Below are 501 nucleotides of genomic sequence, written 5' to 3' on the forward strand. Positions count from 1 at the left end.
CACACAAACTCTATGACTACTCGAACACATTACCGCTTGCAGCGACGAAATCTCTCCTCATTCCTCAGAAAGGCGGAAGGAAAGCCCGGGCGGTGACGCTGGAAATGAGATATGCCCGAGTGACCCTTAAAGCTCCAGCCAACAAACGCACTCAGGCAGACATCCCTCTGTATTACGTCAGTGTCGTAGAGCAAAGTCATCGTGAAGAAAAACTGGCATGGCACTTACTCACCTCAGAACCTATCACATGCTCGAAGGAGGCACTGGAGGTTGTCGGCTATTACGAGCGCCGTTGGTTGATTGAAGATTACCACAAGGTATGGAAAAGCAGTGGCACCGCGGTGGAAGAGCTGAGAATGCAGTGCCGTGAGAATCTGGAGCGTATGAGTGTGATACTGGCTTTTATCGCCACACGCTTACTCCAGCTTCGCTTTATGAAGGTATCCAAAGCGGAAGTGGCAGCACAATGTTGTGAAACGCTATTGGGTCAGAAAGCGTGGA

The 501-nt window shown here is 50.5% G+C and carries 1 protein-coding gene; it reads left to right on the forward strand.

The window, feature by feature from the left end; genetic code table 11:
- Window positions 1-501, forward strand: a 501-nt coding sequence (locus IEY09_RS20165) for an IS4 family transposase (RefSeq protein ID WP_188872426.1), incomplete at both ends; no start/stop codon positions are given.

It is taken from the genome of Shewanella xiamenensis, from assembly GCF_014647135.1.
GTDB classification, from domain to species: domain Bacteria; phylum Pseudomonadota; class Gammaproteobacteria; order Enterobacterales; family Shewanellaceae; genus Shewanella; species Shewanella xiamenensis.